The organism is Franzmannia qiaohouensis (assembly GCF_031451695.1).
Taxonomy (GTDB): Bacteria; Pseudomonadota; Gammaproteobacteria; order Pseudomonadales; family Halomonadaceae; genus Franzmannia; species Franzmannia qiaohouensis.
In genome coordinates this window covers 114,018-120,017 of record NZ_JARWAM010000015.1, presented here as the reverse complement: position 1 = coordinate 120,017, position 6,000 = coordinate 114,018, and the positions used below count along the sequence as shown (strand labels likewise).

Below are 6,000 nucleotides of genomic sequence, written 5' to 3'. Positions count from 1 at the left end.
ATCCCTTGCCGAACTCAGCAGTGAAACCGCTCAGCGCCGATGGTAGTGTGGGGTCTCCCCATGTGAGAGTAGGTCATCGTCAGGCACCTATTCAGAAACCCAGCTTCGCAAGAGGCTGGGTTTCGTCGTTTAGGGGTCTCCCAAGTAGAGTAGCGGGAGGCCGCCCCGGTCGTCAGGCACCTATACCGAAACCCCAGCTTCGAAAGAGGCTGGGGTTTTTTCATGGGCATGGGGAAACCCGCTCGTTCTATGTGGGGCCGCTTCGCGGGCCGGCCCCTCGCCCGCTCGGGGCGTTCGACCGCCCTCGCGGCGGTGCCGCGAAGGGCCGGGCGGTCTCACCCCCATGTGAGATATGTCATCGTCAGGCACCTATAACAGAACCCCAGCTTCGAAAGAGGCTGGGGTTTTTTCATGTCCAGACGCCCCGTTCTCGAGAGATCGGGGCTTCGTCGTTTGGGGCGGGTGGGCGTTGCACTTTGGTCGCGGCATTCCCGCCGGTAGGCCGCTTCCGATAGAATATGGGTTTTCCCGGCTGGGGCCGTTGTAATGACCATTGGTGACCTGATCCGCCTGATGCGTGATGGTGAGTTTCATTCCGGCGAGCAGCTGGGTGAGCGTCTGGGCGTGTCGCGCACGGCGGTGTGGAAGCAGCTCAAGAAGCTCGAGGCCATGGATGTTCCCCTAGAGGCGGTCAAGGGGCTCGGCTATCGTCTGGCCACGCCCCTGGAGCTTCTCGACGGTGCCGGTATCGTCGCCCAGCTACCGCGTAGTAGTCGTACCAGCCTGAGCCGCCTGATTATCGAAGAGAGCGTGCCGTCGACCAATGCCTACCTGCGCGAGCGTTTCGAGCAGGGGGCGGGGCACGGTGAGGTGTGCCTGGCTGAATCGCAAAGCGCCGGCCGCGGACGCCGCGGACGCGGCTGGGAGAGCCCCTGGGGGCGTGGTCTGATGTTATCGGTGGGCTGGCGGTTCGAGGGCGGCGCCAACGTTCTGGAGGGCTTGAGTCTCGCGGTGGCGGTGGTAGTGGCTGAGGTGCTGGAGCGCCACGGTCTGGTGGTGGCGCTGAAGTGGCCCAACGATGTGCTGCTCGAGACACGTGATGGGTTGGCCAAGCTGGCGGGTATCCTGCTCGAGGTGAGCGGCGATCTGGCGGGGCCGTGCGAGGTGGTGGTCGGCCTGGGGCTCAATGTCGATCTGTCCGCTGAGGTGCGCGCGGGGATCGATCAGCCGGTGGCCGCCGTACATGATGTGGCGCCAGAGGCGTCGCGTAACCAGTTGGCGGCAGAGCTGGTGGCTGGGCTGCTCGACCTGCTGTCGCGCTACGAGCAAGAGGGGTTCGCTGCCTGGCAGCCGGCGTGGTCGCGTCGCCATGCCTATGCCGACCGGGAGATCGAGGTGATCCAGCGTGATGGACGCTATGTGGCGCGGGTCGAGGGTATCGATGGCGCAGGGAACCTGCTGGTACGCCACGCCGGTGAGCAGCGGCGCTTGGCGGGTGGTGAAATCAGCGTGCGTGGGCGTTCATGATTCTCGATCTGGACATCGGCAATACGCTCTCCAAGTGGCGGCTGAAGGACAGTGTCAGCAGCGAGATTCGCTCGCGGGGCGCAGTGTGGACCCGTGAGGAGTGGCGGCCAGGCTCGGATATCCCTGACCTCGATGTAGTGGAGGCGGTGCGTATCTCCAGCGTAGCGCGACGAGCGGTGCTGCAGGACACTGTGGCGCTTCTGCAGCGGCGGGTCGGTGTGGTGCATGTGGCCCGCTCTACTCGTGAGGCGCTGGGGGTCACCAACGGCTACGAGGAGCCTGGCCGCCTGGGGGTCGACCGCTGGATGGGGGCGTTGGCCAGCTATCATCTGGCCGGCGGCTGCTGCAGCGTCGACTGCGGGAGCGCCATCACCATCGATTTCGTGCTACCCGGCGGGCGTCACCTGGGCGGCTATATCCTGCCCGGACTGAGGCTGATGAAGGAGAGTCTCAAGCTGGGCACCCGCAATGTGGCCATCGACCCCGACAGCGAGGCCGATGAGCTTTTGGCGCCGGGCAAGAATACCGTCGAAGCGGTCAATCACGGCATTTACATGGCGGCCGTAAGCGCAGTGAATCGGATCTATGCCGAGGTCTGCGATCGCGAGGGTGTGGCCATGCCGCTGCTGCTGACCGGCGGCGATGCGCGGGTCATCTCGCGCGGCATGCGCGTACCCCATGCGCTGTGGCCGGACATGGTCTACGGCGGCCTGGAAGCCTGCTTTCCGCTGACCAGCGCCGAGCGGGCCGGTCGGCTGTCGGGTGCGCCGCAGGTCCCGGCGCCGGTGGCATTGGAAAAGATACGCGCAGGGCTTGCCTTCTCGATGCTGCTTTGACATAATTTTGCGCGTTCTCAGCCATAGCGGCACCCGAAGGCAGTCAGATATCCATCGGGTAAGCGCTTGACAAATCTGAGAAAAGCGGTAGAATTTGCCGCGGCCTGGAGGGGTTCCCGAGTGGCCAAAGGGAGCAGACTGTAAATCTGCCGCGAAAGCTTCGAAGGTTCGAATCCTTCCCCCTCCACCAGATTTTGCCGACGTACTGCCGTCCGGCTGCAAAAGTGGGTAGGCGGGTATAGTTCAATGGTAGAACCTCAGCCTTCCAAGCTGATGGTGCGGGTTCGATTCCCGCTACCCGCTCCAGTTTCTGGTCAGTGCAGTAGTTGTAGAAAGTTGTAGAGTTTTGCTCATGTAGCTCAGGGGTAGAGCACACCCTTGGTAAGGGTGAGGTCGACGGTTCAAATCCGTCCATGAGCTCCATATTGGAAAAGGCGAGCCAAGTGCTCGCCTTTTCTTTTCCCGGAGGCGTGCCGGGGGTTGTAAGGCGGAATCGCTTCCGCTATCATTGCGCCCGCTGTTGCATAGGCCGCCTGCAAAAGGGGTGAGGTAGCAGCGCCGATACAGGCCAGTAGCTCAATTGGCAGAGCAGCGGTCTCCAAAACCGCAGGTTGGGGGTTCGATTCCCTCCTGGCCTGCCAGTCTTCCCCAGGCTGGCGATATCTCTTATACTTTCATGTTTCGATTGCCGCACCCTGAGGAGTCTCGTTTTCATGAAACATAACGCCGAGGTGCAGGAGTCGCGCCACGACGGGCTCAAGTGGGCGGTGGTCGTTTCCTTGGTGGTCGTTGCCGTGGTTGGCAATTCCTATTTTGCCGATCAGGCCATCCTCTATCGAGTGCTGGGCGTGGTGGCGCTATGCGCGCTGGCCGCGGTAGTCGGCTTTACTACTGCCAAGGGGCGCGATCTGCTCGAGCTTGCTCGCAGTGCGCGCAAGGAAATTCAGCGCGTGGTCTGGCCGACCCGCCCCGAGACCATTCAGACCACTGCCATCGTACTGGTGGCGGTGCTGGTGGTGGGCCTGATGCTATGGCTGATGGACACCATTCTAGGCTGGGCGATGTCCGGCGTCATCGGTTAGGAGATTCCATGTCCAAGCGTTGGTATGTCGTGCATGCCTACTCCGGTTTCGAGAAGCATGTCATGCGCTCGCTCATCGAGCGCGTGAAGATGTATGGCATGGAGGACCGCTTCGGCGAGATTCTGGTGCCGACCGAGGAAGTGGTGGAGATGCGCGACGGCAAGCGTCGCAAGAGCGAACGCAAGTTCTATCCCGGCTATGTGCTGGTCGAGATGGAGATGGATGATGGCACCTGGCACCTGGTCAACGAGACGCCGCGCGTAATGGGCTTCATCGGTGGCACCAAGGAGAAGCCGGCGCCGATCACCCAGAAAGAAGCCGATGCCATCCTGCGCCGTGTGCAGGATGGTACCGACAAGCCGCGCCCCAAGACCCTGTTCGAGCCGGGTCAGTCGGTGCGCGTCGTCGATGGCCCCTTCGCCGATTTCAATGGCGTGGTCGAAGAGGTCAACTACGACAAGAGCCGCCTGCAGGTCAGCGTGCTGATCTTCGGCCGCTCGACGCCTGTCGAGCTCGAGTTTTCACAGGTCGAGAAGGACTGAGTTTCGACCTGAACGTATCGTATGAGCCGCTGGGCGGTTCATTAACCCGGGGAGCCGCAAGGCGTTATTACCCAACTGGAGTCTACCCATGGCCAAGAAAGTACAGGCTTACATCAAGCTGCAGGTCGCAGCTGGTAAGGCCAATCCGAGTCCCCCCGTGGGCCCTGCGCTGGGTCAGCACGGTGTCAACATCATGGAATTCTGCAAGGCGTTCAACGCCGAGACCCAGGACATCGAGCCGGGTCTGCCGACGCCCGTGGTCATCACCGTCTACTCCGACCGTAGCTTCACCTTCATCACCAAGACGCCGCCGGCAGCCGTGCTGCTGAAGAAGGCCGCTGGTATCAAGTCCGGCTCAGGCGAGCCGAACAAGAAGAAGGTCGGTACCGTGACCCGCGAGCAGCTCGAAGAGATCGCCAAGACCAAGGAGCCGGATCTGACGGCTGCCGATCTCGACGCCGCCGTGCGTACCATTGCCGGTAGTGCCCGTAGCATGGGCCTCAACGTGGAGGGCCTCTGATCATGGCTAAACTGACCAAGCGTGCCAAGCTGATCAACGAAAAGGTCGAGGCCGGAAAGGTCTACTCCCTGGAAGAAGCCGTGGCGCTGCTCAACGAGCTGTCCACCGTCAAGTTCAAGGAGTCGCTGGACGTCGCCATCAACCTTGGCGTCGACCCGCGTAAATCCGACCAGGTGGTGCGTGGCGCGACCGTCATGCCCAACGGTACCGGCAAGGACGTGCGCGTTGCCGTCTTTACCCAGGGTGCCAATGCCGATGCCGCCAAGGAAGCCGGTGCCGATATCGTTGGCATGGACGACCTGGCCGAGCAGGTCAAGAAAGGCCAGCTCGATTTCGACGTGGTCATCGCGTCACCGGATGCCATGCGCGTGGTTGGCCAGCTGGGCCAGATCCTCGGTCCGCGCGGCCTGATGCCGAACCCCAAGGTCGGCACCGTGACCCCCGATGTGGTCACCGCCGTCAAGAACGCCAAGGCTGGCCAGGTGCGCTTCCGTACAGACAAGAACGGTATCATCCACACTACCTTGGGCAAGGTCGATTTCGACGCAGCCGCGATTCAGGGCAACCTTGACGCGCTTGTCGCCGATCTCAAGAAGCTCAAGCCGAGCACCTCCAAGGGCGTGTATTTCAAGAAGATGACCCTGTCCACCACCATGGGCCCGGGCATCACCGTCGACCACTCTGCGCTGGTGTAAGCCAGGCGAGTATCGACGCAACAGGCAGTAACTTTGCGGTCCCCGTGCGCGGCGTCAAGGCGTAACGGCGGGGCACCGTCAAAGACCGCAGGTGCCGCTCCTCGGAGCGGCTTAATCGCCCCTTGAGGGTGCCTGCGCAGATGGTGTGGCCGCCAGTCATCTGGTGAGCACCATCATCCAGGACCTCCACCGGGCCAGTTGGCGGGTGGGGGAGATGGTAACCACCGGAATGCTCGATATGGGCTTCCGGCACGAAGGAGTGATCACCGTGCCACTAGCACTCGAAGGCAAGAAAGCGATCGTTGCCGAGGTCAGTGAAGCGGCCAAGGATGCGCTCTCCGTCGTCGTTGCCGACTCGCGTGGCGTTGCCGTAGGGGCAATGACCGACCTGCGCAAGCAGGCGCGCGAGAATGGCGTGCAGATCCGTGTTGTGCGCAACACCCTGGCACGTCGCGCCCTCGAAGGTACTCCCTGGGAGTGCCTCAACGAGACGTTCTCGGGTCCGACCATGCTGGCCTTCTCCTATGAGCACCCGGGCGCTGCTGCCCGCCTGTTCAAGGAGTTCGCCAAGGGTCAGAAGGACTTCGAGGTCAAGGCGCTGGCATACGAAGGCGAGTTCATCCCGGCTTCCGACCTGGATCGCCTGGCAACGCTGCCGACCTACGACGAGGCCATCGCCAAGCTGATGTCCGTCATGAAGGAAGCGTCCGCTGGCAAGCTGGTTCGTACTCTCGCTGCGCTGCGTGACCAGAAGCAGGAAGAGGCCGCCTGATCGGCGAACTCGATCCCGCTGTCTGA

Annotated in this window: 7 protein-coding genes, 4 tRNA genes and 1 rRNA gene; all 12 read left to right on the top strand. The window is 62.5% G+C overall.

What is annotated here, in order from left to right:
* A 5S ribosomal RNA gene (gene rrf / locus QC821_RS21760) occupies window positions 1–85 on the top strand; the annotation flags it as partial.
* Between the two features lie 461 nt (window positions 86–546).
* Window positions 547–1,527: a biotin--[acetyl-CoA-carboxylase] ligase gene (locus QC821_RS18415; protein ID WP_309724464.1), complete on the top strand. Its 981-nt coding sequence runs from the start codon at window positions 547–549 to the stop codon at window positions 1,525–1,527.
* On the top strand, window positions 1,524–2,363 hold the full coding sequence (locus tag QC821_RS18410) for a type III pantothenate kinase (protein WP_309724463.1): 840 nt from the start codon (window positions 1,524–1,526) through the stop codon (window positions 2,361–2,363). The genes QC821_RS18415 and QC821_RS18410 overlap by 4 nt, the downstream gene beginning before the upstream one ends.
* Before the next feature lie 106 nt (window positions 2,364–2,469).
* Window positions 2,470–2,553, top strand: a tRNA-Tyr gene (locus QC821_RS18405).
* Between the two features lie 42 nt (window positions 2,554–2,595).
* Window positions 2,596–2,669: transfer RNA gene (locus QC821_RS18400), tRNA-Gly, on the top strand.
* 42 nt (window positions 2,670–2,711) lie between these two features.
* A tRNA-Thr gene (locus tag QC821_RS18395) sits at window positions 2,712–2,786 on the top strand.
* A 142-nt stretch (window positions 2,787–2,928) separates the two neighbouring features.
* Window positions 2,929–3,004: transfer RNA gene (locus tag QC821_RS18390), tRNA-Trp, on the top strand.
* A 72-nt stretch (window positions 3,005–3,076) separates the two neighbouring features.
* On the top strand, window positions 3,077–3,445 hold the full coding sequence (secE, locus tag QC821_RS18385; RefSeq protein WP_309724461.1) for a preprotein translocase subunit SecE: 369 nt from the start codon (window positions 3,077–3,079) through the stop codon (window positions 3,443–3,445).
* An 8-nt stretch (window positions 3,446–3,453) separates the two neighbouring features.
* A complete protein-coding gene (gene nusG / locus QC821_RS18380) occupies window positions 3,454–3,987 on the top strand; it encodes a transcription termination/antitermination protein NusG (RefSeq protein ID WP_095623219.1) in 534 nt (177 codons plus the stop codon).
* A gap of 88 nt (window positions 3,988–4,075) precedes the next feature.
* Window positions 4,076–4,507 carry a 50S ribosomal protein L11 gene (gene rplK, locus QC821_RS18375; protein ID WP_075880571.1) on the top strand — a complete coding sequence of 144 codons (432 nt, stop codon included), beginning with the start codon at window positions 4,076–4,078 and terminating at the stop codon, window positions 4,505–4,507.
* 2 nt (window positions 4,508–4,509) lie between these two features.
* Entirely contained in the window at window positions 4,510–5,202 is a 693-nt protein-coding gene (gene rplA, locus QC821_RS18370) for a 50S ribosomal protein L1 (protein ID WP_309724457.1), read from the top strand.
* A 268-nt stretch (window positions 5,203–5,470) separates the two neighbouring features.
* Entirely contained in the window at window positions 5,471–5,974 is a 504-nt protein-coding gene (gene rplJ / locus QC821_RS18365; RefSeq protein WP_309724455.1) for a 50S ribosomal protein L10, read from the top strand.
* Window positions 5,975–6,000: the final 26 nt, after the last annotated feature.